Source organism: Marinobacterium nitratireducens (assembly GCF_014645375.1).
Classification (GTDB): Bacteria; Pseudomonadota; Gammaproteobacteria; order Pseudomonadales; family Balneatricaceae; genus Marinobacterium_A; species Marinobacterium_A nitratireducens.
Map to the genome: position 1 here is coordinate 1 of NZ_BMLT01000010.1, position 24,873 is coordinate 24,873.

Below are 24,873 nucleotides of genomic sequence, written 5' to 3' on the forward strand. Positions count from 1 at the left end.
GCTTTTGTTTGCCCTATCCCGACAAGCGCCCACACGAATTACCTGATCAATCTGTTAAAGAGCGTGCTGAGCGAGGCCGATGTGCTGGCCTTTCGTCTCAAGCGGGCGCATATCTTATCGCACCCAGTTTCGAAGTCAACTCTTTTTTTCAACTTCCGTCACCGTGGCGACTGTGAATCAGAGCTGCTTCGAAGGCCGGTCATTATCGTCATTTTCTTATGAAAATCAACAACTTGTTTCCAACCTTCCCGCTGGTCCCGACCGCCGTTTCCGGCTGTCTCCCCAAGCGAGGAGGCGAATTCTACAGCCATGAGCGGGAGAGTCAACAGCTTTTTAAAAAATCTTTACTGTACGCTCGTGGCGACGATCCGGTCTTTCACCTGTCAGTATAGTCCCGCCGACAGCGACAAGACTGCTCAGACAGTTGCAAAATGCTGCAGGTCAACAAGCTCGACCTGAGCCGCATTCACCTTTTCGGCAAAGAAGTATGACGCGACCCGGGCAAAACGCTCCGGCCCGTCGGTGACCAGAAAAGAGACGTGTCCGGTCTCTTCGCGATCACAGCCAAGCCCTGTGTCAGCCAGTTGCTGCTGCACAACCCTTGAAGTCGTCAATGCGGAATCGACCAGCTGCACCCCGTCGCCAACGACCCGGGCAATAGCACCTTTGAGGGCCGGAAAATGGGTACAGCCAAGCACAAGGGTGTCGATTCCCTCGTCGCCTTCGGCTTCATCCAGCAGCGGCGCCATGCAACGCGCGACAATCTGCTCGACCAGCTCTCCTTCGTGCCAGCCCTCTTCGGCAAGCGAGACAAACAGCGAGCAGCCCTGGGCACGTATGCGCACATCAGGCCGCAGCGCCATGATCGCCTTCTGATAAGCCAGGTTATTGACCGTGCTTTCGGTGGCGATCACCCCGACGTTGCCATTGCGTGTCTGGGCACAGCAGGCCTCGGCCCCGGGTTCGACAACGCCGACAACGGGCACTCCGGGAAATCTCAGCCGCAGCGGCTCCACCGCAACTGCGGACGCCGTATTGCAGGCGATGACGATAAGCTTGACCTGACGCTCGACCAGCAACATCGCCGCCTGCTCGGCGTACCGCGTCACCGACAGGGAACTCTTGGTACCGTAGGGTACCCGTGCGGTATCGCCAAGATAGATCAGATTTTCATGGGGCAGCAGTCGCCGCAGCTCATTGAGCACCGTCAGCCCCCCGACACCCGAGTCGAACACCCCGATAGGCAGACGGCGACGCTTGGCGAGGTCTGTCATTTCTTGCGGGCCTTGCGGCGGGACTGCTTCTTGAGATCCTGGACGTGAAGCTTGAAGCGCTGCTTCTTCGCCAACTGGCGTGCGGTCAGCTGATTCTTGCGCCCCTCATAGGGGTTCTCGCCGACACGGAACTCGAAACGCATCGGCGTGCCGCGAATGCCCAGCACCTCGGTAAACTTGTTCTGCAGATAGCGTTTGTAGGATTTGGGCAGCTCGTCGAGCTGATTGCCGTGCACCACGATGATCGGCGGGTTCGAGCCACCCTGGTGCGCATAACGCATCTTGATGCGGCGGCCGCGCACCATCGGCGGCTGGTGATCCGCCACCACGTCCTCGAGCAGTCGTGTAAGGCGATTAGTCGGCCACTTCGCCATCGCGCAGTCATAGGCTTCGTCCACGGAGCGATACATCTCCCCCACCCCGCTGCCATGCAGCGCCGAGATGAAGTGGAAGCGAGCGAAGCTGACGAACTCGAGGCGTCGCTGAATCTGCTCCTTGACCTTGAGCTTCTGTTCCTCGCTCATGCCGTCCCACTTGTTCAGTGCGACAACCAGGGCACGGCCGGAATCAAGCACGAAGCCGAGCATATGCAGATCCTGGTCGGTGACACCCTGGCGGGCATCGATGACGCACACCACGACGTTGGCATCTTCGATCGCCTGCAGCGTCTTGATGATCGAAAACTTCTCGACCGCTTCCTTGATGTTCTTGCGCCGGCGCACCCCAGCGGTATCGATAAGGGTATAAGCCTGACCTTCACGCTCGTAGGGAATGTAGATGCTGTCACGCGTGGTGCCGGCCTCGTCGAACACCACCACGCGTTCTTCGCCGAGCATACGGTTGACCAGTGTCGACTTGCCGACGTTGGGGCGGCCCACCACCGCGATCCGGATACTGTTCTCGACCTCGTCCGGGAGCTCCTCGACTTCCTCTTCGTGAAGCTCGCCGAGCACCTCTTCGATCAGCAGGCGCACACCGCGGTTTTGCGATGCCGCTATCGGCAGCGGCTGTCCAAGGCCAAGACCGTGGAACTCGGACATCGCCACCTCAGGATCGAGCCCGTCGGTTTTGTTGACCACCAGATGGCAGGCCTTGTCGCTGCGACGCAGGTGATCGGCGATCATTTCATCGGCGGGATTGAGGCCGGCGCGACCATCCACCAGGAACAGCACGATGTCGGCTTCCTCGATCGCCAGCAACGACTGCTTCGCCATGACCGAGTCGATACCCTGCTCGTCGCCGCTGATTCCGCCGGTGTCGACCACCAGATAGTCGCGCTCACCCACACGACCCTCGCCGTACTTGCGGTCGCGGGTCAGCCCGGGCAGGTCGGCGACCAGCGCGTCACGGCTTCGGGTGAGACGATTGAAAAGGGTTGATTTTCCGACATTGGGTCGGCCTACGAGCGCTATAACCGGCAGCATCTTTTATTTACCAAAACAAAAACGGCGGCTACTCGCCTGCGCGAATAGCCGCCTGTTGAATTCATCCGAGCTCAGTTGAGCCTTAATGCCAGCAGGCGGCCGTCATTACCCAAAACATAGAGCACGTCATTCACCGCCAGCATATCACCGACCAGGCCTTTCGAATCGGCCCGATAGCGGGCCACGAAGTGCCCGTCCACCTGCGACAGGAAGTGCAGATAACCCTCTGCATCGCCTACGACCAGGTAGTTGCCGAGCATTGCCGGCGCGGTAACGCGGCGATTTTCCAGCTGTGGCTGGCTCCAGACACTGGCGCTGCTGCCGGCATCGTATGCCTGCACGCTGTCGTCGGACTCGACGACGTAAATATTGCCGAACCCAGCCGCCGGCGTACGGTAGCTCGAGCTTTCCTTGGCCCACTGGATCTGGGCGTTGAACGGATTGATGGCAACGACCCGCCCCTGATAGCTGGTAACGTACAGCATATTGTTCGCCAGCAGCGGACGACCGTCGACATCCACCATCCGCTCCAGTTCCGAACGCCCCTGGGGCTCCGCAATCAGCTGCTCCCAAAGCATCTTGCCGTTACTGTTGGAAACCGCGACAAACTTACCATTGGCGAAGCCGGCAAAGGTGACGTCCGAGACCACCAGCGGCGCCGAGGTACCGCGCAGGCTAAGCGCCGGCACCTGGCTGTCGTAAGTCCAGCGATGCTCACCGGTCAGCGCATCGAGTGCGGTCAGCTTGCCGTTGACCTGCTGCACCACTACCAGCTCCCGATTGAGCTGTGGCGCGGCAACGGCCTCGGAGCTGAGCTGGTAACGCCAGAGCTCGTCACCGCTGGCGCTGTCCAGCGCGATCACCTCGCCGGACTCCGCAACCACCACCACCTGCGACAGGCCGGCGCCGACACCGGCGCCGATGACCGTGTCGAGATCGGTTTCCCAGACCTCGCGACCGTCGTTCAGATTGAACGCGGCAACGGTACCCTCGACGTCATTGGCATAGATGTGCACGCCATCACTAGCGGGCACGAACTCGTGGTACTTATCGCCAAGCCCGGAGCCAACCGAGGCACGCCACAGAACCTCGACCGAGCGCTCCGGCTCGAAGTCGACCAGCTCCGCCGGCTCGATTTCATCGTTTGAACCCCAGAGACTGCAGCCGGTAAGTGAAGCCGCCAGCATCCCGGCCGTCAGCACACGGAACAGTGTGTTCATTCAACCTTCCTCGACTGCGAGATCGTCCAGTTTCATTTTCAGCAGCGGGCGTGCGCCTCCGGCTTCGGCGGCCTGCATCGCCTGGAGGTACGCATCCCGCGCCTCGTCGAGGCGACCATCACCCTGCAGCAGATCCCCCCTGAGTTCGTGATAACTGGCCTCGAACTCACCGGCGTCAAGCCCCTCGAGCACCGTAAGCGCCTGCGAGAAGTCGCCCTGATCGCCCAGCAGGCGCGCCTTGCGCAGCAGCGTCAACACCCGCTGCGGTGCCTCGGGGTCGTGATCGAGCACCCAGTCCAGCTCCGCCAGCGCCTGCTCGGGCTTGTCCTGCTCGACCGCCAGGCGGGCCATCAGCAGAGCGCCGAGACGCGCGTAGGCGCTGTCTTCGTACTCCGACTTCAGCGTGCCGGCCAGGTGGTCGGCGGTACTGAGCTGAGCGTCGCTACGCTCCGGCCCCAGCGCCACGTTCACAGCTTCCAGCAGATTCTGATATACAACCGAAGCATTGGCCGCTTCCGCGGCCTGCCGTTCCTGCCAGGCTCTCCAGCCCATGACCAGCGCCAGCGCGACCGCGATCGTCAGCAGCAACGACTTGCCGTTGCTCTGCCACCAGCGTTTCAGCGCTTCTACCTGTTCTTCCTCAGTACGCAGCTCCGCCACGTGCGACTCCTATTTCCGTGCTTAAGCGTTGATAAAACCGGCCAGGCTCTCGGCCAGCCGGTCGCGTGGCAACTGCTGCTGCTCCGCATCGATCCGCAGCGGCTTGAGGGTCACCTCTCCCCGAGCGACTTCGTTATCACCCAGAATCAGCGCCACCGCAGCACCACTGCGATCCGCCTTTTTCATCTGACTCTTGAAGCTGCCGCCACCGCAGTGCAGCTGAACGCGAAAGGCATTGTCCGCGCGCAGCTCTTCGGCCAGCAACAGCGCCTCGGCGGCGGCCGCGTCACCCATCGAAGCGATGTAAACATCGACAGTCCGGTGCACGGAAGCCGGAATGGCGCCGAGGGTCTCCAGCAGCAGCACGAGGCGCTCGATGCCCATCGCGAAGCCAACCGCAGGCGTGGACTTGCCTCCGAGTTGCTCGACCAGACCATCGTAACGCCCGCCGGCGCAGACCGTTCCCTGTGAGCCCAGCTCCAGGGTGACCCATTCGAAGACGGTCTTGCAGTAGTAATCGAGCCCGCGCACCAGGCGCGGATTGACTTCATAAGCCACTCCGGCCTTGTCGAGCAGCGCCTTGAGCGTCTCGAAGTGCTCGCGCGACTCGTCATCGAGATAGTCGTGAAAATGTGGCGCATCGTCCAGCAGCGCCTGGGTCGCGGCATCCTTGCTGTCGAGAATACGCAGCGGATTGCTGTCCAGGCGCCTCAGGCTGTCTTCATCCAGTTGCTCCTTGCGCTCACTGAGGTAGACAACCAGATCATGCTTGAACCTTGCCCGTGCCTCGCTGCTGCCGAGAGTGTTCAGCTGCAGCGTGACCGAGTCCAATAGCCCCAGCTGCCGCCACAGACGCGCGGTCAGCAGAATCACCTCGGCATCGATATCCGGCCCCTGCATGCCAAAGGCTTCGACGCCAATCTGATGGAACTGACGATAGCGCCCTTTCTGCGGCCGTTCGTGACGGAACATCTGCCCGCGGTACCATAGACGCTGCACCTGATTGTACAGAAGCCCATGTTCTTCGGCGGCTCGCACGCAGCTCGCCGTGCCTTCGGGCCGCAGGGTCAGGCTGTCGCCATTGCGGTCTTCGAAGGTGTACATTTCCTTTTCAACGATATCAGTCACTTCACCGATGGAGCGCTTGAACAGATCGGTCTGCTCGACGATGGGCGTGCGGATCTCGCTGTAGCCGTAGCTCGACAATACCGCCTGCACCTGCTGCTCGAAGTACTGCCAGACCGGTGTCTGCTCCGGCAGAATGTCATTCATTCCACGAATGGCTTTAATCTTGGCCAAAATCTAAACCTGCTCTAATAACCTGATTGCGGCACCCTGTGCGGATTACTGGGCGACCGGTACCCTGAGACGGGCAACATTCTTGTTGCTGAACGGCGCAAGGTCAACCGTAGCACCGTCGAAAGTGAATTCGCTGATCGCCGAAACCCTGCCAAGCAGAACGTTCAGCGGCCCGTTCTGCTTCAGATGCAGTTCCTGACCCGCTTTACGCAGGTTGTTGAACAGCGTCTTGCCGCTGGCATCCTTGATGGTGACCCAGCAGTCGTCGCTAAAGCGCAGATAGAGCCCCTCACTGGTGGCAATCACGGATTCGGACGGGCCCTGCTCCGGCTGCGTCGTTTGCTCCGGCTGCGGCGTCTGCTCTGCGGTGGCAGCCTGGGTAACCGCCGGCTCAGCCTCGGTAGCCTGGGCCTCGTCAACGGCAGTCGCGGCCCCTTCGGTCAGCCCCACAGGGGCTTCACCGGTCACTGCGACCTGCGCGGCACTGGCAACGCCCGTCGCCTGTACAGACTCGGCCAGCAGCGGTTCGGAGACTTGCGGCTGCTCCATCTCGGCCGAGTTGAAGACCAGCGTCTCGCCGTCGGCCGTATCCACCGCCACCATCGGCTCCGGCGACACCTCCGCCGAAACGTCATGGCCGTATTGTGTCTGCCACCACCAGAAGGTGGCGCCGACAACGACCAGCACCAGCAACAGCAGCGAACCGAAGGTCACAGGACCGCTGGAGCCCGAGGGCCTGATCCGGGTAACGGTGCGAATCGGTGCCGTCTGGCGCTCGCCGCCGACATGCTGATCGTACTGGCGCACCAGCTCGTCGCCGTCCAGTTTCACCAGGCGCGCGTAAGCGCGGATATAACCGCGGGTGAAGACGACGTTGGGCAGTTTGCTGAAATCGGCGGCCTCGATTGCATCCACCTGCTGCACCGATAGCCGCAGTTCCGATGCGACCTGCGCCGATGACATGCCCAGCTGCTCCCGCGCTCTGACCAGACTCTTCCCTGGAAAGCCCGATATCTGAGAATCCAGCTCGGAAGTGGGTTCCTGGGTCACTGCATCGACTCCTTATACAAAGCGAATTCCGGCGACTGCGGATAAAGGCTTTTCAGCAATAGTGAATAGGTAGCGGCGCGGGTGCCGTTACCATTGAGGCGCGACAACTGAATACCGAGCCAAAGGCTCTGCGCGCTGTGCTCCACCTGACGACTGTCGATCAGCTCCGAGAAGCGGTCATAGTAGCTCTGAGCCTCGGATACACGCCCAGCCCTCAGATGCAGATCAGTCAGTTCAAGCAGTGCCAGCGAGCGCACCGGCCCCAGGTGCAGCGCACGCTCGAACGCATGCTGCGCCGCTTCCGAACGGCCTAAAGTGCGATAACAGCGCCCCAGGTTTTCGAACGACTGGGCACGACGCGGATAAAAGGGATCTTCGGTAGCCCGGGCCAGCTCGGTGCAAGCCTCCTCGTAGCGCCCGCGGGCGTACAGGAAGGCACCGAAGTTATTGTGAAAGATGGCTGAGTCGGAATCCAGGGATACGGCCTTGCGAAAATTCTTTTCCGCCAGGTCGAACTCCTGCTCGACCTGAAAAATCAGTGCCAGCCCGTTGTAGATGCCGGCGTAGTCGTCATCGATCTCGAGCGCACGCTGCAGCGCGTCCTTGGCGCTCAGGGTGTCCCCGGCACGCAGGTACTGCAGTCCGAGCTGGGTATAGGCTTCAAGGGTGTCATCCTTCGATGCGCTCTGCATGCCCTGCTGCTGTGTGGAGTTACTCGAACAACCCGCCAACGCCAGCACCAGTGCCAAACCTACAGCCTTGCGCATCCCGCTCAAACTACACCTCCCGGTCTGTTCCTAGACTCTGCGGTCAGACGTGTGACCGGCCTCCTCTTGTACCACAGGGATCATTTTTTTACTACGACGGGTACGGTCCATAACCTGTCCGACCAGCTGACCGCAGGCAGCATCGATTTCGTCGCCCCGGGTGCGGCGCACCGTGGTGATGAAATTGGCATTCAGCATGATCTGCTTGAATGTCTGAATGGCTTCTTCCGACGGACGGTCGTAGCCCGAATTCGGGAAGGGATTGAACGGAATCAGGTTAAGCTTGCACGGCAGCTTGCGCAGCACCTTGACCAGCTCCCGCGCATGCTGGGGCTGATCGTTGACGCCGGCAATCAGAGTGTACTCGACGGTCACCACGCGCTTGTCGCTGAGGCTGGCGAGGTAGCGATTGCACGAATCGATCAGCATGCTGATCGGGTAGCGCTTGTTGATCGGCACCAGCTCGTTGCGCAGTTCGTCATTGGGCGCGTGCAGCGAAACCGCCAGGGACACGTCGCTGACTTCGCCGAGGCGGTCCAGCGCGGGCACCACGCCGGAGGTGCTCAGGGTGACGCGACGCTTCGACAAACCGTAGGCGTTATCGTCGAGCATCAGCTCGGTGGCGTCGACGACGTTATCGAAATTCATCAGAGGCTCGCCCATGCCCATCAGCACCACATTGGTAACCCGGCGCTCGGCGCTCGGATCCATGGGGCCGTAGGACTTGATGGCGATATACACCTGACCGATCACCTCTGCGGCGGTCAGGTTGCGGTTGAAACCCTGCTTCCCGGTGGAGCAGAAGCTGCAGTCGAGCGAGCAGCCAACCTGTGACGAGATACAGAGTGTCTTGCGGTCGCCGTCGGGAATCAGCACGGTCTCGACACAGGAACCACCGTCCACGCGGATGACCCACTTGCGGGTACCATCGCGGGAGATATCCTGGGTCACGACTTCCGGCGGCCGTATTTCCGCGACTTCGCTCAGCTTCTGACGCAACGCCTTGCTGATGTTGGTCATATCGTCGAAGCTTTCGGCGCCCAACTGATGGATCCATTTCATCACCTGGGTGGCGCGAAAACGCTTCTCGCCCAGTTCGGCGAAAAAGGCTTCCAGCTTGGCAGGCGACAGGCCCAGCAGATTGGTCTTGGTCACGGATTCGGTCATCGGAGTCACTCGGTATTCTGTTGTGCCCGGGCGCGGAGGCGCGCCGGGCACGGGGTCGATCTTGGTTGCCGAAGCTTACTTGCCGAAGAAATAGGCGATTTCACGCTCGGCGGAAGCCGGGGAGTCGGAGCCGTGGACGGCGTTCGCGTCGATGGACTCGGCGAAGTCGCGGCGAATCGTGCCTTCGGCAGCTTCTTTCGGGTTGGTCGCGCCCATCAGGTCACGGTTCAGAGCGATGGCGTTTTCGCCTTCCAGTACCTGAACGACAACCGGACCGGAGATCATGAAGCTGACCAGATCGCCGAAGAAGGGGCGCTCTTTGTGTTCAGCGTAGAAGCCTTCGGCTTCTTCGCGGGACAGCTGCTTCATCTGCATTTCGACGAGCTTGAGGCCCGCTTTTTCGAAACGGCTTTCGATTTCACCGATTACGTTCTTGGCAACAGCGTCCGGCTTGATGATGGACAGAGTACGTTCGATAGCCATGGTAACTTCCCCAATTAACGGCAGTTCAAAAAATAGACGCGGCATTATACGCGAAGGCCAACACAAAAACAGTACAGCCTGCAATCGAGCCCTGCTCTCCGGCTTTGGCATCCTGTCTCGCCCTACCTCCTGCGCCCCTGCAGTCGTACACATCCAAGTGCTCACAGGATGACCGCCATGGAGGGCGGAAATACCAATGTCGCAGGAGCGAGCACTGGTGAAGTACATCCAGGTACGAAAAGCCCGGCATCCGCCGGGCATTCTCGTCAATCCATCTCTTCGATCCAGGCCATCTGAATGGCCTCGAGAATCTTCTCACCGCAGTGATCGGGGTCATCGTCGAACTCCTCGAGTTCCATGACCCAGCGATAGAGATCCGGAAAGCTGACCCGCATCGGATCCACATCAGGAAAACGTTCGCACAGCTCGATGGCGATATCGTTGACATCGACCCATTTCAATCCCATTGCCGCCTCCGCGTCAGTGCCGTTCGGACACCTGATTGATGGTGTATTTCGGAATCTCGACGACCAGGTCTTCCTCGTCGACCAGCGCCTGACAGCTCAGACGCGACTCCGGCTCCAGCCCCCAGGCCTTGTCGAGCATATCCTCTTCCAGCTCGTCCGCCTCGTCGAGCGAGTCGAAACCTTCACGCACGATGACGTGGCAGGTGGTGCAGGCGCAGGATTTTTCGCAGGCATGCTCGATATCCACACCATTGGCCAGCGCCGCGTCACAGATCGATACACCCGGCTCCACCTCGATGACCTTGCCGTCCGGACAAAGCTCCTCGTGGGGCAGGAAAATAATCTGCGGCATCAACGACCCTCCTCGATTTCATCAACACTGTGACCGCGCAGCGCACGCTGAATTCCGGCATCCATACGCCGCGCGGCAAATTCGTCACTGGCCTGGGCCAGCGCCTTGACGCCCGCCTCGATTGCCTTGTAGTCACCACCCTCGCGAAGCTCACGCAAGGTCTGCATCGACGCTTCCAGGCTCTGGCGCTCTGCGGCCTCGAGCAGAGCATCACCATCGACGGCGATGGCCTGCTCCAGCGACTGCAGCAACCGGTCGGCTTCCACCTGCTGCTCGCGCAGGTTGCGCAATGCCAGATCCTCCTGCGCATGGCTGTAGGAGTCCTTGAGCATGCGCTCGATCTCGCCGTCGCTGAGGCCGTAGGAGGGTTTGACCTGAATGCTGCTCTGCACCCCTGTCGACAGCTCCTGCGCCGCGACGCTGAGCAGGCCGTCAGCGTCGACCTGGAAGGTCACGCGAATCTTGGCCGCTCCCGCCGCCATCGGCGGAATGCCTCGCAGCACGAAACGCGCCAGCGAACGGCAGTCGTCGACGAGCTCGCGCTCGCCCTGGACGACATGAATCGCCATCGCGGTCTGACCGTCCTGGAAAGTGGTGAACTCCTGCGCCTTGGCAACCGGGATAGCGGTATTTCGATGCACCAGCTTCTCGACCAGCCCGCCCATGGTTTCAAGCCCGAGGGACAGAGGAATCACATCCAGCAGCAGCATTTCGCTGTCGGGCTTGTTACCCGCCAGCACATCGGCCTGCAGCGCTGCGCCGAGCGCCACTACGCGATCCGGGTCGATATCGATATGGGGTGCACGACCGAAGAAATCCGCTACCGCCGCGCGAACCTGGGGCACACGCGTGGATCCGCCCACCATGACCACATCCTTGACGTCCTCAACGGCGATACCGGCGTCCTTCAGAGCCCGGCGGCAGGCGCGAATGGTGTGCGTCACCAGGTGCTTGATCAGCTCGCCGAAGGTCTCGCGCGTCACAGTGACGGTTTTCTGCGCCCCGGCCACCGCCAGCTCAACTTCAACCGAAGGCTCGTCGGTCAGGCGCTCCTTGATGGCGCGGGACTGCTCGGTCAGATAGCGAGCCTCGCTGGCGCTGAGATTCTGCCCAAGACCCAGCTCCGCGATCAGCCAGTTGGCCAGCGCCAGATCCAGGTCATCACCGCCCAGGGCGCTGTCGCCGCCCGTGGCCAGCACTTCGAACACGCCCTTGCTCAGGCGCAGGATGGAGATATCGAAGGTACCGCCACCGAGATCGTAGACCGCGATCACGCCCTCTGCGCCCTCATCGAGACCATAGGCGACCGCAGCCGCCGTAGGCTCGCTCAAAAGTCGCAGCACCTTGAGACCCGCCAGCGTGGCGGCATCCTTGGTGGCCTGACGCTGCGCATCGTCGAAATACGCAGGCACGGTGATCACCGCGCCGCTCAGCTCACCACCCAGCGACTGCTCGGCGCGATACTGCAAGGTGCGCAGAATGTCGGCGGACACCTCGACCGGGCTCTTGGCACCGGCGGCCGTCACCAGATAGGGCATCCCCTCTTCGGTGCGCTCGAACCGGTACGGCAACTCCTCGCCCAGCTTGCGGACATCGGCGATGCCGCGCCCCATCAGACGCTTGACCGACTGAATGGTGTTATGCGGATCTGCGACGGCACTGGCGTGCGCGTCGTAACCCACCTCCGGCTGCGCCTCTGCGCTGTAGCGCACCACAGACGGCAGCGTATGACGGCCCTGCTCGTCCGGCAGGGTCACCGACTCACCGCTGCGCACCGTCGCAACCAGCGAATTCGTGGTACCCAGATCAATTCCCACCGCGAGTTTGCGCTTGTGGGGATCGGGGCTCTGTCCGGGTTCTGCTATTTGCAACAATGCCATGTATTCAACTCGGTATTCAGTACAACTCGTCTTCGAGACGCTCGATTTCGCGACTCAGCTTGTCCAGGAACTGCATCTTGCGCACCGCCGATGCCGCCGCGTCGAGCGCTTCCTGCGAAGGCTCGCCGATCATGCGCCGGAACTCCGCCTGAAGTTCGGCCATCGCCTGCGCGACTTCCTGATCGAGAGCCGCCAGTTCACCATCGGGGTCGGTATGCTGTGGCGCCTCCTCGACCCGCTCCCGCAGCTCCATCTGCTGCATCAGGAACATCGGATCGATCTGCGCGCTGCTTTCGTTATGGGTATCGATCCCCCGCAGCTTCAGCAGATACTGAGCCCGCAGCAGAGGCGAACGCAACGTCGCGTAGCCTTCGTTGAGATAGGCGGTGTACTGGGCGGACATGCGCCGTTCCTGATCCGACAGGTGGGCAAAGCGATCGGGATGAAGCTGCTTCTGCAGCTCGAGGTGACGATCGGCAAGCTGCCCGAGATCCAGCTCGTAGGCCTCGGGCAGGCCGTAAAACTCGAAATAGTTCTGCTTGATGTCCATGCGGCTCCGGACGGTCGGAATTTAGGTCAGATGTTGAAGCTTTCGCCACACCCGCACTCATTGCGCACATTGGGGTTATTGAACTGGAAACCCTCGTTCAGCCCCTCACGCACATAGTCTAGTTCCGTTCCGTCCAGATAGATCAGGCTCTTGGGGTCCACCACGACCTTGACGCCTTCGGTCTCGAACACCTGATCCTCGTCCTGAATATCATCGACGAACTCAAGCACGTAGGCCATGCCGGAACACCCCGTCGTACGCACACCCAGACGAATGCCCTTGCCGTGACCCCGCTTTTCGAGATAGCCGACCACGTGCTTCACAGCAGCCGGCGTCATGGAAATTGCCATAGTTCAACTCGCCCCCGCACCGCCGGCTGGCGATGCTGCAGATAAGTATTCAGTGCAGGCTTAGCTGCCCTGCTTCTTGCGATAATCTTCGATGGCCGCCTTGATGGCGTCCTCAGCCAGCACCGAGCAGTGTATCTTCACCGGCGGCAGCGCCAGCTCGTCTGCGATCTGGGTGTTTTTCAGATCCGCCGCCTGATCCAGCGTCATGCCCTTGACCCACTCGGTCACCAGGGAACTGGAGGCGATGGCGGAACCGCAGCCATAGGTCTTGAACTTGGCATCCTCAATGACACCGTTGTTGCCGACCTTGATCTGCAGTCGCATAACGTCGCCGCAGGCCGGTGCGCCGACCATGCCGGTCCCGACGCTGGTATCACCCGCGTCCATCTTGCCGACGTTACGCGGGTTCTCGTAGTGATCTATAACTTTTTCGCTGTATGCCATGATTGCGTTCCTCTAATCGTCCGCAGATGTCTATCAGTGGTGAACCCACTCGACCTTGCTCAAATCAACGCCGTCCTGGAACATGTCCCAGAGCGGGGACAGCTCGCGAAGCTTGCCAACCGCGCCCCGGATTTCCGCCACCACGTGATCGATTTCTTCCTCGGTGGTGAAACGGCCGATCGAGAAACGGATGGAGCTGTGGGCCAGTTCGTCGTTCAGGCCCAGCGCCCGCAGTACATAGGACGGCTCCAGGCTTGCCGAAGTACAGGCAGAGCCCGAGGAAACGGCCAGATCCTTGAGCGACATCAGCAACGACTCGCCTTCAACGAAAGCGAAGCTGATATTGAGATTGCCCGGCACCCGCTGCGTCAGCGAGCCGTTGACATAAACCTCTTCCATGTCCTTGACGCCTTCGAGCAGACGGTCGCGCAGCGCGATCAGGCGCTCGTTCTCCTTTGCCATCTCCTCTTTGGCAATGCGAAATGCCTCGCCCATGCCGACGATCTGATGCGTCGCCAGGGTACCCGAACGCATACCGCGTTCGTGACCGCCGCCATGCATCTGCGCCTCGATACGCACACGCGGCTTGCGGCGTACGTAAAGCGCGCCGATCCCCTTGGGACCGTATACCTTATGCGCAGAGAACGACATCAGGTCGACCTTCAGCTCGCTCAGGTCGATATCGACCTTGCCGGCGCTCTGAGCGCCATCGACGTGGAAGATAATGCCCTTCGGGCGGGTAATTTCGCCGATAGCGGCAATATCGGTAATGGTGCCGATCTCGTTGTTGACGTGCATCAGCGATACCAGAATGGTGTCTTCACGGATCGCCTCGGCAACGGCGGAAGGCTCGATAATGCCTTCCTTGTTCGGTTCCAGGTAGGTCACCTCGAAGCCTTCACGCTCGAGCTGACGGGTAGTATCCAGAACGGCCTTGTGCTCGATTTTGGACGTAATGATGTGCTTGCCCTTCTTCTGATAGAAGTGAGCGGCACCTTTGATGGCCAGGTTGTCGGACTCGGTCGCACCGGATGTCCAGACAATCTCGCGCGGGTCGGCATTGACCAGGTCCGCGACCTGGCGACGGGCGTTCTCGACCGCCTCCTCGGCCTTCCAGCCGAACAGGTGGGAACGCGACGCCGGGTTACCGAAATTCCCTTCCATCGTCAGGCATTCAATCATTTTCTCCGCCACACGGGGATCGACAGGCGTGGTGGCAGAATAATCCAGGTAAATCGGCAACTTCATTTTCTATCTCCGGTACAAATCGGTTACACCGCCGCCTTGCGCTCGGCAGAAGCTGGCTCGCCCGTACTCATGATAAGCTGGTCCGCTCTTTCGCGGTCCTGTCGCAGCGCGACCTCCTGCACATCCTTGCGCTTGACAAGGTCGCACAGGCTGATACTGCTCAAAAATGCGTGAATCTGGTCGCTCAGGTCGCACCACAGGTGATGCGTCAGACAGGTCTGCCCCGACTGACAATCTCCCTTGCCGTGACATCCGGTGGCGTCGACGGACTCGTTGACCGCATCGATAACCTCGGCCACATTGATACGTCCCTGCTCGCGACTCAGCTGATAACCACCGCCCGGTCCGCGAACACTGCGTACCAGGTCATTGCGCCGCAGCTTGGCGAACAGCTGCTCCAGATACGACAGTGAAATCCCCTGTCTCTCCGAAATATCAGCCAGGCTGATCGGCCCTCTGCCCTCATGCAGCGCCAGGTCCAGCATGGCGGTGACGGCATAGCGGCCTTTGGTGGTCAATCGCATAAGCTTCCTCTCGACACCGGGCGATTCTTGGGCTCATTATGCAATAACCCACAAAAACGATCAACTATTTAACCAAGTAAAACAGTCAGCTAATCGCACAGCGGCGGCGCCATCTTAACACGCCCCGCCGCCACGGAGAAAAACCCCGCGTCAGCGGCATTGCCGAAAACGACAGCGTCAGCTGCGGGTCTTCTTGTTGACCGCCGTCAAAATTCCCCGCAGCACATTCACCTCGACCTTGTCCGGCACCGCGCGCAGCAGCAACCGGCGCAGACGCGGCATCAGCTGGCGCGGATTATCCGGATCCAGAAACTCGACCTCGACCAGGGTGCGCTCCAGATGCTCGAACATGCGCTCGACCTCCCCGCTTTCGGCGAGTTCGATATCCCAGGACGTTCCCCAGCGCGGCGCTTCGGCCCGCTGCGCGGACAACGCCATCATGCGCAGCTCGTAGGCAATCACCTGCACCGCAGCCGCCAGGTTGAGGGAACTGAATTCCGCATTCGCCGGTATGTGTACATGGTGATGACAGAGCTGCAGCTCCTCGTTGGTCAGTCCCCGGTCCTCGCGACCGAATACCACAGCCACCCGCAGCTCTGGCCGCACTTCGGAAACGATGCCGGCCAACTCGCGCGGATCGATAACCGGCCAGGGGATATGCCGGCCGCGCGCGCTGGTACCCACCACCAGATGACAGTCCGCCACCGCTTCCTCGAGCGTCTCGGTAACCCGGGCGGCGTCGAGCAGGTCGGTGGCGCCGGATGAACGGGCAACCGCAACCTCGCTGGGAAAGCTCTTCGGCGCCACCAGACAAAGGTCGCTCAGCCCCATATTCTTCATGGCGCGGGCCACGCCGCCGATATTGCCGGGATGCGTGGTATTGACGAGTACGATGCGGATGTTTTCGAGCATCTTCCATGCCTGTGAATTCAAGGGTCGCATATTTTAACAGAACTCCGTCACCCGCACGAAACGATGAGGGGAACTTACTGACGCGTCAGGAAGCCATGTCAGCCTCAGTGCGGCTGAGTGCGATATTGCTTCCCGAAACACCAGTATTCACAACCTGCCTATTCTGCCAGCGCCCTCGCTTCTGTATAATGCCGCGTTTGGTTCGATGAGATTTTAGGTTCCTACTGATGCAACCGATGGTTAACATTGCCCTGCGCGCTGCGCGCCTCGCAGGAGAACAGATCGCCCGCGCCGTTGAGCGCCTGGATTTGATCAAATCCGAGCAGAGCAGCGTCGCGGAATTCCTCAACGAGACCTGCCAGCACGCCGAGCAGACCATCGTTCACACTATTCAGAAGGCATACCCGAGCCACACCCTGGTCGGCGAGTACACCGGCGAGCACGCCCCGCTGCGCGAGGGCCCCGCTTTCACCTGGAATATCAACCCGGTCGACAGCATCCTCAACTTCGCCAACGGACTGCCGGTTTTCGCCATCAGCATCGCCGGGCATCACAACAACCGCATTGAGCACGCCGTCGTTCTCAACCCGATTGCCGGCGAAGAATTCACCGCCAGCCGCGGCAACGGCGCACACTTCAACGGCAAGCGCCTGCGCGTCAGCAACCGCCGCTCGATCGACGGCGCGCTGATCGGCAGCGGCTTCTTCGGCCGCAGCAGCGACAAGCCGTACCTGAACGAATATCTGGAGATGTTCAAAAACATCAACCTGGCAGGCGGCAGCATCTTCAACGGCGGATCCCCGGTACTCAACCTGGCCTACACCGCGGCCGGCCGCCTCGACGGCTTTTATCAGACCGGCCTGTCCCAGTGGGAAATGGAAGCCGGCATTCTGCTGCTGCAGGAAGCGGGCGGCCTGGTCGGCGACTTCAGTGGCGGCACCGCATACCGCAGCAACGGCAACATCGTCGCCGGCAACCCTAAGATGTTCAAGGCCCTGCTGCAGACCCTGCGCCCGGCGCTCAGCGAACAGCTTAAATAAAGCAGGCAGCAACCAATGCAGGGCACCTTGAGCGAAGCGAAACGTGCCGCATCGTTGGACATAAAAAAACCGGCCGAAGCCGGTTTTTTTATTGCTGCTGCGATCAGCCCTCGTAGGGGTCGCGCAGCACGATGGTCTCTGCACGATCGGGACCGGTGGAGACGATATCCACAGGCGCTTCGATCAGCTCTTCCAGACGCTTGATGTAGGCCACGGCATTGGCCGGCAGCGCTTCGATAGACTTGGCGCCAACTGTCGACTCCTGCCAGCCCGGCATCTCTTCGTAGATCGGCTCGACACGCTCGTAATCCTCGCTGCCGCTGAGGGACGCGACCAGGTTACCCTCGCTGTCGCGGTAGCCGGTGCAGATCCGGATGGTCTCGAGGCCGTCGAGAACGTCCAGCTTGGTCAGACAGATACCGGAGATCGAGTTGATCTGGATGGCATGCTTGAGCGCGACGGCATCGAACCAGCCACAACGGCGGGCGCGACCGGTGGTGGCACCGAACTCGTGACCGCGCTCAGCCAGACGACGCCCGACCTCGCAGCCCAGCTCGGTCGGGAAGGGACCGCCGCCGACACGGGTGGTGTAGGCCTTGGTGATGCCGAGAATGTAATCCAGATACAGCGGACCGAAGCCGGAACCGGTTGAGGTACCGCCGGCCGTGGTGTTCGACGAGGTCACGAACGGGTAGGTGCCATGGTCGATATCCAGCAGCGACCCCTGAGCCCCTTCGAACATGATGCTCTTGCCCTGCTTGCGCAGGTCATGCAGGATCGCGGTCACGTCGGCAACCATGGGCCGCAGCTGCTCACCCATCGCCAGCGCCTCTTCGAGCACCTTGTCGTAATCGATGGCTTCGGCCTTGTAGTAGTTCACCAGCGCGAAGTTGTGGTAATCCATCACTTCCCTGAGCTTGGCCGCGAAGCGCTCCGGATGCATCAGATCGTCCAGACGAAGCCCGCGACGGGCTACCTTGTCCTCATAAGCCGGGCCGATTCCACGTCCGGTAGTGCCGATCTTGCTTTCGCCACGCGCCTGCTCGCGCGCCTGATCCAGCGCCACGTGATATGGCAGGATCAGCGGACAGGCCGGGCTCAGACGCAGGCTGTCACGCACCGCGACACCGGCCTGCTCGAGGCCGGCAATTTCCTTGAGCAGCGCCTCCGGCGAGAGCACCACGCCGTTGCCGATCAGACACTGTACGCCCTCACGCAGGATACCGGACGGAATCAGGTGCAGGACTGTTTTCTTGCCATCGATTACCAGGGTGTGACCGGCATTGTGACCGCCCTGAAAGCGCGCAACCGCGGCTACACGCTCGGTCAGCAGGTCGACGATTTTACCTTTGCCCTCGTCGCCCCACTGGGTGCCCAAAACAACTACGTTTCTGCCCATTGCTGTCTCTATATAGCGTTAATCGAAAGTTTCGCTTACAGGGCCTCGAGGACCCAGTCTTCTCCCTGGCGCAGCAAGCGACGGTCACAACTGGCCAGGTTTGCCAGCGTCACGTCCGGTAGCTGCTGAATGACGCGCTCACCCTGAGCACGCAGCTTGTTGATCTGCTCGATCAATACCGACTCCTGGCCGGCCGGCGCGAGAATCGCCCCGCCGCGGGAATCGAGCGGCCCTGCCGACAGGTCGGCCAGGGTCTTGAGGTCGGAACTAAAGCCCGTCGCCGGCCGGGCGAGACCGAAATCACGGCCGATCTCGTCATAGCGACCGCCCTTGGCGATCGCCTGACCGAAACCGTCGGCATAGGCGGCAAAGACAATACCGGTATGATAGTTGTAGCCGCGCAGCTCACCCAGGTCGAAATACTGCCGCACTCCGGGGAAGCGCTGCGCCAGCTGTTCGGCGATTTTCTCGAGATAGTCGATTGCCTCGTTGACGGCTGGCGACGCATCGGCAAAGAGGCTGCGGGCCCGCGCCAGTACATCGGCACCGCCATGCAGTCGCGGCAGTTCGGCGAGCCGGTCCAGCAGCCGCGCATCCGCCTCAAGCTCGTTGAGAAAAACTTCGATCTCCGGCAGCGCCTTGAGCTGAAGCTTTTCGAGATACTCGGTTTCCTCGGCGGCGGTGAGCCCGGCGTCCGCCATCAGGTTGCGGAAAATTCCCACATGACCGAGATCAAGACTCAGCGGCGCCTCGATACCGGACGCCAGCAGCGTTTCCAGCATCAAAGAGATCACTTCGACGTCGCTGTCGAGTCCTGCGTGACCGTAGAGCTCCGCCCCCACCTGAAGCGGGTTGCGCGACGCCAGCATGTTCGCCGGCCGCGTATGCAGCACCGAGCCGCAGTAACAGAACCGGCTGGCGCCCTTGTTGCGCATGCGATGGGCGTCGATGCGCGCCACCTGCGGCGTGATGTCTGCGCGAATGCCCAGCAGATGACCGCTGACCTGGTCGGTCAGCTTGTAGGTATCGAGGTCGAGGTCGCGACCGACACCGGTCAGCAGCGACTCGAGATGCTCCATCAGCGGCGGCATCACCAGCTCGTAGCCCCAGCTGTCATAGAGATCCAGCAGTCGACGGCGCAGCGCCTCTATCTGGTGCGCCCGGGGCGGCAATATGTCTTTTACGCCATCCGGCAACAACCAGCGATCTGCCAATGCCATGCAGTAACTCCACACTATCCCGATGTTCTGTTCAATTGATCCAGTACAGCAGCGCGACCCCGGCCAGCATACTCAGCAAACCGAAGAAACGCAGCGCACCATCGTCGATCTGCGACAGCTGCGCCACCATTCGGCGCCAGCGCTGCGGATAAAGAAACGGCAGAACCCCTTCCATCACCAGCATCAGACACAAGCCGATCAGAAGCTCTCGCCAGAAACCCGAAGCCATCGACCATCCGCTCCCCGGCACGCCGCTGCCACAAAAAAACCGGGTCGGGACCCGGTTTGCCTATACTACCACGGATCGGCTGCAAAGGTGCACCCGATTCCGCGGCATTGAGCTGTCAGACCTGCAGCCTTATCGCGCCCCCGCCGGCTCCGACAGGTACTTGAAGAACTCGCTGCTCGGATCCAGCAACAGCACATCACCACCCTCGCCACCGAAGGAGTTGCGGTAGGCGTTGAGGCTGCGGTGGAAGGAGTAAAACTCCGGGTCGCGACTGTAGGCGCTGGAATAGACATTCGCAGCGGTGGCGTCACCTTCACCGCGAATCTCTTCCGCCTCCCGGTAGGCCTCGGCCTTGATGACCGTGACCTGACGGTCGGCGTCGGCGCGAATACCTTCGGCCAGCTCGCGACCACGGGCACGCAGCTCGCGCGCCTCGCGCTGACGCTCGGTGCGCATACGCTCGTAGACCGATTCGGAAACCTCCGCCGGCAGCTCCACGCGCTTGACCCGGACATCGACAATGTTGATGCCGAGCTCATCCTGCGCCACCTTGCTCAGATCCTGAATCACCTGCTCCATCAGCTCTTCGCGCTCGCCGGACACCACCTGGTTCAGGGTACGGGCACCGAACTGGTTACGCAGCGCGTCCTCGACACGGGTGGAAAGCACGTCGCCGGCACGGAACTCTTCACCCGAGGTGGCGGTGTAGTACTTGCCAACGTTCTGGATGCGCCACTTGATGAAGGCATCGACCACCAGACGCTTCTTCTCCAGCGTCAGGAACGACTGGGGACGGGCATCCAGGGTCAGCACGCGGCCGTCGAAGGTACGTACCGTGTTGACGAACGGTATTTTGAAGTGCAGGCCGGGCTTGACGTCATCGTCGACGATTTCGCCGAAGCGCAGCAGCACCGCACGCTCGGTTTCCTTGACGATGTAGACCGACTTGGACCCCACCATGAAGACCAGCAGCAATACCACCAGCACCATCATCGATCTAGGCTTCATTACCGGCCCTCCCTACGCGTCGTGGTGCTCTGGCGCTGACGCAGCTCATTTACCACCCTGTCCGTTAATTCTCTCATCGATTGATCATTCAGCTGCTGACCGCTGCGCGTCGCCTCACGTCGCTCGGTGGATTTTTCCATCAGCTTGTCCAGCGGCAGGTACAACATGTTGTTGCCCCCCTGAACATCGACCAGCACCTTGGGATTTTTCTCGTACACCGACTGCATGGTATCGAGATAGAGTCGCTCGCGTGTCACGCCCGGCGCCTTCTGGTACTCGTTGAGCAGCGCCAGGAAACGCTTGGTTTCACCCTCGGCCCGCGCGGTAACCTCTTCGCGATAGGCGTTGGCCTCCTCCAGCATGCGCTGCGCCTCGCCTCGCGCTTCCGGCACTATGCCGTTGGCGTAGGATTCGGCTTCGTTCTTGACCCGCTGCTCGTCCTCGCGCGCCTTGATCACGTCATCGAAGGCATCCTGCACCTGGGTGGGCGCCTGGGCGTTCTTGACGTTGATCTTGGAGATGCTGAGGCCTGTCGAGTAGGTCTGCATGTAGCCCTGCAGACGCTGCTGAACAGCGATCGCCAGGGCTTCACGCCCCTCGGTCAGCAGTGAATGCATTTCCGAGCTGCCGACCACCTGACGCAGCGCGGACTCGGCGGCGTGAGCCAGACTGTTTTCCGGATCGCGTACGTTCAGGCGGTAGGCCTTGGGATCGATAACGAGATACTGCACCGTCATGTCGATATCGACGATGTTCTCGTCTTCGGTCAGCATCAGCGCCCGATGATCGTGGGTCCTGACGCGGGTGGTGTTGACCTTGGTGACCTCGTCGATCAGCGGCGGGTTCCACTGCAAACCGGGATTGACGGTCTCGTAGTACTTGCCGAGCCGAAGCACCACGCCACGCTCCTGCTGATCGACGGTGTAGAAGCCCATCGCCGCCCAGGCCAGCGCGACCACGACCAGCAACACCCAGACGAAGCCGGAGCCGGAGCCACCGCTGCCGCTGCCGCTGCCACCGCCGCCGGACTTGCCGAAGATACTGTTGAGACGTTCCTGGAGCTTGCGCAGAGCCTCGTCCAGGTCGGGCGGCCCCTGATCGCCGCCGCCTCCGCGGTTTCCGCCACGCTTGTCGCCGCCGCGGTTATCGCCGCTCCAGGGATCATGGTTGTTACCATTTCCGTTCCCGCCGGGCTCGTTCCAAGCCATACCGTTCTCCGTTAGAAAATGCTTGATTCAACTCAAAAAATTGTAGGTAGCCACACTAGCAGCTGCAACCTTCGTCGTCACCCGTTTAAGGAGGCCGCCTGCTCCAGGTAGCGCTCCGTCGGAATGCCGAGCCGACTCAGCAGCTGCAGCAGATCCTTTTTCTGTAATCGCACCTCGACCAGCATCCGCCCCGCCTCGTCGATGCGCTCCCGCACCACCGCTCCCTGTGCATAAAGATGGGCGCGCAACTGACCCTCGCTGGGCTGCAGACACAGGGTATCGTGGAAAAGATCGTCGCTCAGCCGCTCGCTCACCGCCTGAAACAGCAGATCGGTTCCCTCACCCGTCACCGCCGACAGCCACACGCGCCACGGGTGGCCGTCCTCGTCCCTGTCTATGCGCGCCTCCTGACCATCCAGCAGGTCGATTTTGTTGTAGACCTCCAGCACCGGGATGTCGGCGGCGCCGATTTCCTCGAGTACGTACTTCACCTGCTGTATATGCTCTGTACGCTCATCGTCATGACAGTCGATCACATGCAACAGCAAAGTCGCCTCGGACGTCTCCTGCAAGGTGGCGCGGAACGCCTCCACCAGTTTGTGTGGCAGGTGACGGATAAACCCGACCGTATCGGCCAGTATCGCCGGCCCGACGTCTGCCAGTTGCACCTTGCGCAGGGTCGGGTCCAGGGTCGCGAACAACTGGTCGGCGGCGTAGACCTCGGCCGTCGTCAGGCGATTGAACAGCGTCGACTTGCCGGCGTTGGTATAACCCACCAGCGATACCGTCGGCACCTCCGCACGCTGACGCGCCCGGCGTCCCTGATCGCGCTGACGACGCACTTTTTCCAGTCGCTTGTGGATGCTTTTCATCCGCGCACGCAACAGACGACGGTCGGTCTCGAGCTGGGTTTCACCGGGACCGCGCAGGCCGATACCGCCCTTCTGGCGCTCCAGGTGGGTCCAGCCGCGCACCAGGCGCGTCGACATATGATCCAGCTGCGCCAGCTCCACCTGCAGTTTGCCCTCGTGGGTGCGGGCACGCTGAGCGAAGATATCGAGAATCAGACCGGTACGGTCGAGCACACGGCACTTGATCTCGCGTTCGATGTTGCGTTCCTGGCCGGGTGACAGCGCGTGGTTGAATATGACAAGCTCGGCACCGTGAAGGTTCACCAGCGTACGCAACTCTTCAAGTTTGCCGCTGCCGAGAAAGAATTTGGGGCTCGGATGGGCACGGGACCCGATGAGGAAATCCACCGGGTCCGCGCCTGCCGAGAGTGCGAGCTCCTCGAGCTCCTGGGGACTTTCGGCCTCGCTTTCATCACCGAAATCGATGTGAACGAGGACCGCTTTTTCTCCAGACTCCGGTCGTTCGAAAAACAAGATGTCTTTATTCCGGCTGCTTGTCGTCGCCCTGCGGCAGTTTGACCGGACGCGACGGAACGACGGTAGAAATGGCGTGCTTGTACACCATCTGACTGACGGTGTTCTTCAGCAGGATGACAAACTGATCGAAAGATTCGATCTGCCCCTGCAGCTTGATGCCGTTCACGAGAAAGATGGAAACGGGTACGCGCTCCTTGCGCAGCACGTTAAGGTAAGGGTCTTGTAAAGACTGCCCTTTTGACATTGCAAACTCCTTCCTGAAAGAATCGTTATAGGTTATGCGACCGGGCCCCTGTGCCAACCCCTTCGGGTATCCCGACGCATTAATGACAGCCGCCAACCGGCGAAGTTCTGCCAGCCGTCCATTATATAATGACAGAGTCCACCAACTTCAAGGCTTTAGGCAACAGTTCGCCGTCATCCGTATCCAGCCAATGGAGGTTTTCCCAGCCTCTGAGCCAGGTAATCTGGCGCTTGGCGAGCTGGCGGGTGGCTACGATACCCTTGTACCTCATCGCCGCATAGTCCTGACGACCTTCCAGATAATCCCACACCTGGCGGTACCCGACACAGCGCACGGACGGGAAGGACGGATCGAGATCACCGCGCGCGAACAGCACCTGCTCGACTTCGTCGACAAACCCCTGCTCCAGCATCTGGTCGAAGCGCAACTCGATGCGCCGGTGCAGCTCCGCGCGCTGCGGCGGCATTACCGCCATCGACACCAGGTTGTAAGGCAGCGCGATGCGTTGCTGCTCGCGCCAGATGTCACTCATGGCGCGACCACTGAGTTCATGGACCTCGAGCGCCCGCTGGATACGCTGCGAGTCCATGGGTTTGAGACGCTGCGCCGATTCCGGATCCACTTCGGCCAGGCGGCGATGCATATGCGGCCAGCCGTGACGCGCCGCCTCCCGCTCCAGCCGCGCCCGCACCTCGGGATCGGCCTGCGGCAGATCCGCCAGACCATGCTGCAGCGCATTGAAATACAGCATGGTGCCGCCGACCAGCAGCGGGATGCGACCGGCGGCCGCGATCTGCTCCATTTCCCGCAGTGCATCCTCCCGGAAGCGGGCCGCGGAATAGCTTTGCGCCGGATCGCAGATATCGATCAAGCGGTGCGGATACTGCGCCAGCTCCGAGGCGCTGGGTTTGGCCGTGCCAATATCCATACCACGATAGATCAGCGCCGAGTCGACGCTGACGATCTCGCAGGGCAAGTGGTCGTGCAGCGCCATCGCCAGTGCCGTCTTGCCCGCAGCGGTAGGCCCCATCAGGAAAATCGCCGGTGGCCGTCGGGATTCGTTCAT

28 protein-coding genes are annotated in these 24,873 nt (G+C 61.1%); 2 read left to right on the forward strand and 26 right to left on the reverse strand.

The features are described from left to right. Nucleotides 1-222 (forward strand): hypothetical protein (locus IEX85_RS24055; RefSeq protein ID WP_229721995.1); only part of this gene is annotated, 222 nt, incomplete at its 5' end. A 194-nt stretch (nucleotides 223-416) separates the two neighbouring features. On the opposite strand, the gene murI is transcribed toward IEX85_RS24055, so the two are convergent. The 18 genes from murI to trmJ form a co-directional block, all read right to left on the reverse strand. Then, nucleotides 417-1,274, reverse strand: a complete 858-nt coding sequence (murI, locus tag IEX85_RS17795; RefSeq protein ID WP_188861974.1) for a glutamate racemase — start codon at nucleotides 1,272-1,274, stop codon at nucleotides 417-419. Further along, nucleotides 1,271-2,698 carry a ribosome biogenesis GTPase Der gene (der, locus tag IEX85_RS17800; RefSeq protein ID WP_188861975.1) on the reverse strand — a complete coding sequence of 476 codons (1,428 nt, stop codon included), beginning with the start codon at nucleotides 2,696-2,698 and terminating at the stop codon, nucleotides 1,271-1,273. The genes murI and der overlap by 4 nt, the downstream gene beginning before the upstream one ends. A 71-nt stretch (nucleotides 2,699-2,769) precedes the next feature. Continuing rightward, nucleotides 2,770-3,918, reverse strand: coding sequence for an outer membrane protein assembly factor BamB (gene bamB, locus IEX85_RS17805; protein ID WP_188861976.1), 1,149 nt, complete (start codon nucleotides 3,916-3,918; stop codon nucleotides 2,770-2,772). Next, complete coding sequence (locus IEX85_RS17810) at nucleotides 3,919-4,578, reverse strand: YfgM family protein (RefSeq protein ID WP_229721996.1); 660 nt, start codon at nucleotides 4,576-4,578, stop codon at nucleotides 3,919-3,921. 21 nt (nucleotides 4,579-4,599) lie between these two features. Then, nucleotides 4,600-5,850, reverse strand: coding sequence for a histidine--tRNA ligase (gene hisS / locus IEX85_RS17815; protein ID WP_229721997.1), 1,251 nt, complete (start codon nucleotides 5,848-5,850; stop codon nucleotides 4,600-4,602). 72 nt (nucleotides 5,851-5,922) lie between these two features. Beyond that, nucleotides 5,923-6,927: a RodZ domain-containing protein gene (locus IEX85_RS17820; protein WP_188861978.1), complete on the reverse strand. Its 1,005-nt coding sequence runs from the start codon at nucleotides 6,925-6,927 to the stop codon at nucleotides 5,923-5,925. Next, a complete protein-coding gene (gene pilW / locus IEX85_RS17825) occupies nucleotides 6,924-7,694 on the reverse strand; it encodes a type IV pilus biogenesis/stability protein PilW (RefSeq protein WP_188861979.1) in 771 nt (256 codons plus the stop codon). The genes IEX85_RS17820 and pilW overlap by 4 nt, the downstream gene beginning before the upstream one ends. A 30-nt stretch (nucleotides 7,695-7,724) precedes the next feature. Further along, entirely contained in the window at nucleotides 7,725-8,861 is a 1,137-nt protein-coding gene (rlmN, locus tag IEX85_RS17830) for a dual-specificity RNA methyltransferase RlmN (protein ID WP_188861980.1), read from the reverse strand. A 75-nt stretch (nucleotides 8,862-8,936) separates the two neighbouring features. Beyond that, the gene (gene ndk / locus IEX85_RS17835) at nucleotides 8,937-9,344 is read right to left on the reverse strand and encodes a nucleoside-diphosphate kinase (protein WP_188861981.1); all 408 of its coding nucleotides are present in this window, start codon (nucleotides 9,342-9,344) and stop codon (nucleotides 8,937-8,939) included. Between the two features lie 266 nt (nucleotides 9,345-9,610). After that, nucleotides 9,611-9,811 (reverse strand): Fe-S cluster assembly protein IscX, encoded by a 201-nt coding sequence (gene iscX / locus IEX85_RS17840; RefSeq protein ID WP_188861982.1) that lies wholly within the window; start codon nucleotides 9,809-9,811, stop codon nucleotides 9,611-9,613. Between the two features lie 13 nt (nucleotides 9,812-9,824). Beyond that, on the reverse strand, nucleotides 9,825-10,163 hold the full coding sequence (gene fdx / locus IEX85_RS17845; RefSeq protein WP_188861983.1) for an ISC system 2Fe-2S type ferredoxin: 339 nt from the start codon (nucleotides 10,161-10,163) through the stop codon (nucleotides 9,825-9,827). Next, the gene (gene hscA, locus IEX85_RS17850) at nucleotides 10,163-12,043 is read right to left on the reverse strand and encodes a Fe-S protein assembly chaperone HscA (protein ID WP_188861984.1); all 1,881 of its coding nucleotides are present in this window, start codon (nucleotides 12,041-12,043) and stop codon (nucleotides 10,163-10,165) included. The genes fdx and hscA overlap by 1 nt, the downstream gene beginning before the upstream one ends. A 16-nt stretch (nucleotides 12,044-12,059) precedes the next feature. Further along, on the reverse strand, nucleotides 12,060-12,593 hold the full coding sequence (gene hscB, locus IEX85_RS17855) for a Fe-S protein assembly co-chaperone HscB (protein WP_188861985.1): 534 nt from the start codon (nucleotides 12,591-12,593) through the stop codon (nucleotides 12,060-12,062). Nucleotides 12,594-12,619: 26 nt separating this feature from the next. Then, nucleotides 12,620-12,943: an iron-sulfur cluster assembly protein IscA gene (gene iscA / locus IEX85_RS17860; RefSeq protein ID WP_188861986.1), complete on the reverse strand. Its 324-nt coding sequence runs from the start codon at nucleotides 12,941-12,943 to the stop codon at nucleotides 12,620-12,622. A 60-nt stretch (nucleotides 12,944-13,003) separates the two neighbouring features. Then, nucleotides 13,004-13,387: a Fe-S cluster assembly scaffold IscU gene (iscU, locus tag IEX85_RS17865; RefSeq protein WP_188861987.1), complete on the reverse strand. Its 384-nt coding sequence runs from the start codon at nucleotides 13,385-13,387 to the stop codon at nucleotides 13,004-13,006. 33 nt (nucleotides 13,388-13,420) lie between these two features. Then, a complete protein-coding gene (locus tag IEX85_RS17870) occupies nucleotides 13,421-14,635 on the reverse strand; it encodes an IscS subfamily cysteine desulfurase (RefSeq protein WP_188861988.1) in 1,215 nt (404 codons plus the stop codon). Nucleotides 14,636-14,658: 23 nt separating this feature from the next. Beyond that, a complete protein-coding gene (iscR, locus tag IEX85_RS17875) occupies nucleotides 14,659-15,159 on the reverse strand; it encodes a Fe-S cluster assembly transcriptional regulator IscR (protein WP_188861989.1) in 501 nt (166 codons plus the stop codon). A 177-nt stretch (nucleotides 15,160-15,336) separates the two neighbouring features. Then, a complete protein-coding gene (gene trmJ, locus IEX85_RS17880) occupies nucleotides 15,337-16,071 on the reverse strand; it encodes a tRNA (cytosine(32)/uridine(32)-2'-O)-methyltransferase TrmJ (RefSeq protein WP_188861990.1) in 735 nt (244 codons plus the stop codon). A gap of 227 nt (nucleotides 16,072-16,298) precedes the next feature. On the opposite strand from trmJ, the gene IEX85_RS17885 reads away from it, so the two are divergent. Further along, nucleotides 16,299-17,111, forward strand: a complete 813-nt coding sequence (locus IEX85_RS17885) for an inositol monophosphatase family protein (RefSeq protein ID WP_188861991.1) — start codon at nucleotides 16,299-16,301, stop codon at nucleotides 17,109-17,111. Between the two features lie 103 nt (nucleotides 17,112-17,214). Here IEX85_RS17885 and IEX85_RS17890 read toward each other — a convergent pair whose 3' ends face one another. The 8 genes from IEX85_RS17890 to miaA all read right to left on the reverse strand — a co-directional run bounded on the left by IEX85_RS17890 (nucleotide 17,215) and on the right by miaA (nucleotide 24,873). After that, nucleotides 17,215-18,510: an adenylosuccinate synthase gene (locus IEX85_RS17890; RefSeq protein WP_188861992.1), complete on the reverse strand. Its 1,296-nt coding sequence runs from the start codon at nucleotides 18,508-18,510 to the stop codon at nucleotides 17,215-17,217. A gap of 35 nt (nucleotides 18,511-18,545) precedes the next feature. Then, the gene (locus tag IEX85_RS17895; protein ID WP_188861993.1) at nucleotides 18,546-19,730 is read right to left on the reverse strand and encodes an ATP phosphoribosyltransferase regulatory subunit; all 1,185 of its coding nucleotides are present in this window, start codon (nucleotides 19,728-19,730) and stop codon (nucleotides 18,546-18,548) included. 31 nt (nucleotides 19,731-19,761) lie between these two features. Beyond that, nucleotides 19,762-19,959: a DUF2065 domain-containing protein gene (locus IEX85_RS17900; RefSeq protein ID WP_188861994.1), complete on the reverse strand. Its 198-nt coding sequence runs from the start codon at nucleotides 19,957-19,959 to the stop codon at nucleotides 19,762-19,764. 129 nt (nucleotides 19,960-20,088) lie between these two features. Next, on the reverse strand, nucleotides 20,089-20,967 hold the full coding sequence (gene hflC / locus IEX85_RS17905; protein WP_188861995.1) for a protease modulator HflC: 879 nt from the start codon (nucleotides 20,965-20,967) through the stop codon (nucleotides 20,089-20,091). Then, the gene (hflK, locus tag IEX85_RS17910) at nucleotides 20,967-22,175 is read right to left on the reverse strand and encodes an FtsH protease activity modulator HflK (protein ID WP_188861996.1); all 1,209 of its coding nucleotides are present in this window, start codon (nucleotides 22,173-22,175) and stop codon (nucleotides 20,967-20,969) included. Before hflK ends, hflC begins: the two co-directional genes overlap by 1 nt. Nucleotides 22,176-22,252: 77 nt before the next feature. Further along, nucleotides 22,253-23,560, reverse strand: a complete 1,308-nt coding sequence (gene hflX, locus IEX85_RS17915; RefSeq protein ID WP_188861997.1) for a ribosome rescue GTPase HflX — start codon at nucleotides 23,558-23,560, stop codon at nucleotides 22,253-22,255. A gap of 7 nt (nucleotides 23,561-23,567) precedes the next feature. Then, nucleotides 23,568-23,807, reverse strand: a complete 240-nt coding sequence (gene hfq / locus IEX85_RS17920) for an RNA chaperone Hfq (RefSeq protein ID WP_188861998.1) — start codon at nucleotides 23,805-23,807, stop codon at nucleotides 23,568-23,570. A 121-nt stretch (nucleotides 23,808-23,928) separates the two neighbouring features. Further along, a complete protein-coding gene (gene miaA, locus IEX85_RS17925; protein WP_188861999.1) occupies nucleotides 23,929-24,873 on the reverse strand; it encodes a tRNA (adenosine(37)-N6)-dimethylallyltransferase MiaA in 945 nt (314 codons plus the stop codon).

What these genes read in the sequence shown, in the direction of transcription:
- murI (WP_188861974.1), bottom strand. Translation starts at nt 1,274, where the DNA reads ATGACAGACCTCGCCAAGCGTCGCCGTCTGCCTATCGGGGTGTTCGAC.
- der (WP_188861975.1), bottom strand. Translation starts at nt 2,698, where the DNA reads ATGCTGCCGGTTATAGCGCTCGTAGGCCGACCCAATGTCGGAAAATCA.
- bamB (WP_188861976.1), bottom strand. Translation starts at nt 3,918, where the DNA reads ATGAACACACTGTTCCGTGTGCTGACGGCCGGGATGCTGGCGGCTTCA.
- hisS (WP_229721997.1), bottom strand. Translation starts at nt 5,850, where the DNA reads ATGAATGACATTCTGCCGGAGCAGACACCGGTCTGGCAGTACTTCGAG.
- pilW (WP_188861979.1), bottom strand. Translation starts at nt 7,694, where the DNA reads ATGCGCAAGGCTGTAGGTTTGGCACTGGTGCTGGCGTTGGCGGGTTGT.
- rlmN (WP_188861980.1), bottom strand. Translation starts at nt 8,861, where the DNA reads ATGACCGAATCCGTGACCAAGACCAATCTGCTGGGCCTGTCGCCTGCC.
- ndk (WP_188861981.1), bottom strand. Translation starts at nt 9,344, where the DNA reads ATGGCTATCGAACGTACTCTGTCCATCATCAAGCCGGACGCTGTTGCC.
- iscX (WP_188861982.1), bottom strand. Translation starts at nt 9,811, where the DNA reads ATGGGATTGAAATGGGTCGATGTCAACGATATCGCCATCGAGCTGTGC.
- fdx (WP_188861983.1), bottom strand. Translation starts at nt 10,163, where the DNA reads ATGCCGCAGATTATTTTCCTGCCCCACGAGGAGCTTTGTCCGGACGGC.
- hscA (WP_188861984.1), bottom strand. Translation starts at nt 12,043, where the DNA reads ATGGCATTGTTGCAAATAGCAGAACCCGGACAGAGCCCCGATCCCCAC.
- hscB (WP_188861985.1), bottom strand. Translation starts at nt 12,593, where the DNA reads ATGGACATCAAGCAGAACTATTTCGAGTTTTACGGCCTGCCCGAGGCC.
- iscA (WP_188861986.1), bottom strand. Translation starts at nt 12,943, where the DNA reads ATGGCAATTTCCATGACGCCGGCTGCTGTGAAGCACGTGGTCGGCTAT.
- iscU (WP_188861987.1), bottom strand. Translation starts at nt 13,387, where the DNA reads ATGGCATACAGCGAAAAAGTTATAGATCACTACGAGAACCCGCGTAAC.
- IEX85_RS17870 (WP_188861988.1), bottom strand. Translation starts at nt 14,635, where the DNA reads ATGAAGTTGCCGATTTACCTGGATTATTCTGCCACCACGCCTGTCGAT.
- iscR (WP_188861989.1), bottom strand. Translation starts at nt 15,159, where the DNA reads ATGCGATTGACCACCAAAGGCCGCTATGCCGTCACCGCCATGCTGGAC.
- trmJ (WP_188861990.1), bottom strand. Translation starts at nt 16,071, where the DNA reads ATGCTCGAAAACATCCGCATCGTACTCGTCAATACCACGCATCCCGGC.
- IEX85_RS17885 (WP_188861991.1), top strand. Translation starts at nt 16,299, where the DNA reads ATGCAACCGATGGTTAACATTGCCCTGCGCGCTGCGCGCCTCGCAGGA.
- IEX85_RS17890 (WP_188861992.1), bottom strand. Translation starts at nt 18,510, where the DNA reads ATGGGCAGAAACGTAGTTGTTTTGGGCACCCAGTGGGGCGACGAGGGC.
- IEX85_RS17895 (WP_188861993.1), bottom strand. Translation starts at nt 19,730, where the DNA reads ATGGCATTGGCAGATCGCTGGTTGTTGCCGGATGGCGTAAAAGACATA.
- IEX85_RS17900 (WP_188861994.1), bottom strand. Translation starts at nt 19,959, where the DNA reads ATGGCTTCGGGTTTCTGGCGAGAGCTTCTGATCGGCTTGTGTCTGATG.
- hflC (WP_188861995.1), bottom strand. Translation starts at nt 20,967, where the DNA reads ATGAAGCCTAGATCGATGATGGTGCTGGTGGTATTGCTGCTGGTCTTC.
- hflK (WP_188861996.1), bottom strand. Translation starts at nt 22,175, where the DNA reads ATGGCTTGGAACGAGCCCGGCGGGAACGGAAATGGTAACAACCATGAT.
- hfq (WP_188861998.1), bottom strand. Translation starts at nt 23,807, where the DNA reads ATGTCAAAAGGGCAGTCTTTACAAGACCCTTACCTTAACGTGCTGCGC.
- miaA (WP_188861999.1), bottom strand. Translation starts at nt 24,873, where the DNA reads ATGAACGAATCCCGACGGCCACCGGCGATTTTCCTGATGGGGCCTACC.